Below are 746 nucleotides of genomic sequence, written 5' to 3'. Positions count from 1 at the left end.
ACCCGCCCGAGCCGGCCCCCGAGCGCCGCCCGTTCCGGGCGTTCCTGCGCCGGGCGAGCTGAGCGTCAGGGCTCGGGGTGCCGGGCGATCAAGGCATCGAAGAGCATGGGTCTGCAACGGAAGTTCGTCGCCCGCAGCCGGTCGACGGCGTCGCGCACGTCGAGAAGCCTGCGCCGCGCAGCCAGATCGATGATCCCGAGCGTGCCGGTGACGGCGACCCCCCTGGCCCGCGCCGCACCGACGCCGGCGCGATCGTCCATCAGGATCAGGTCCGCCGAGAGAGCGGAGGCCAAGCGCAGCGCCTCGCGCTCGCCGGCATCCAGCCTCCCGAGCGACGGGTCCGACCCGGTCGGATCGGGCTCGATCGCGAGCCAGGGCGGAGGCGCCGACATCCAGCCGCGCACCAGAACCGGCGCTTCGGGATGGCTCAACTCCCGACGCACCGTCTCGGGGATCGAGACCCCGGTCAGCAGGATCGGCAGCACCGAGATCCGACGGATCAGGACGAGGTAATGGAGCGGCCCGGTATCTGCGACGGCGCGCAACGGATCTAAAGGCCGAGGCGGTCGAGGTCGCGGCGGTCGGCGTCGAGGTCGGGCACGTCGTAGGCGACGAACACGTCGCGGGCCTTGAGGAAGGCGTCGAGCGCCGCGCGGGTGCCGAACCCGAGCAGGGCACGGAGCTCGGCCTGGGTCAGCCGGCCGGCGCGGAACTCCTCGACCGCGAAGGCCTCGAGCGCACGGCGC

2 protein-coding genes are annotated in these 746 nt (G+C 73.2%); both read right to left on the bottom strand.

Annotated elements, in window-relative coordinates:
- Window positions 1-65: 65 nt before the first annotated feature.
- Complete coding sequence (locus FV222_RS28195; protein ID WP_246685721.1) at window positions 66-485, bottom strand: DUF3368 domain-containing protein; 420 nt, start codon at window positions 483-485, stop codon at window positions 66-68.
- Between the two features lie 65 nt (window positions 486-550).
- Window positions 551-746: UPF0175 family protein (locus tag FV222_RS28190; protein ID WP_147816421.1), on the bottom strand; the 196-nt coding region annotated here is incomplete at its 5' end.

The sequence above is a fragment of the Methylobacterium sp. WL103 genome (assembly GCF_008039885.1).
In the GTDB taxonomy this organism is placed as follows: Bacteria; Pseudomonadota; Alphaproteobacteria; order Rhizobiales; family Beijerinckiaceae; genus Methylobacterium; species Methylobacterium cerastii.
Note: the sequence above shows the minus strand (reverse complement) of the source record. Positions and strands in the feature narration are given on the sequence as shown.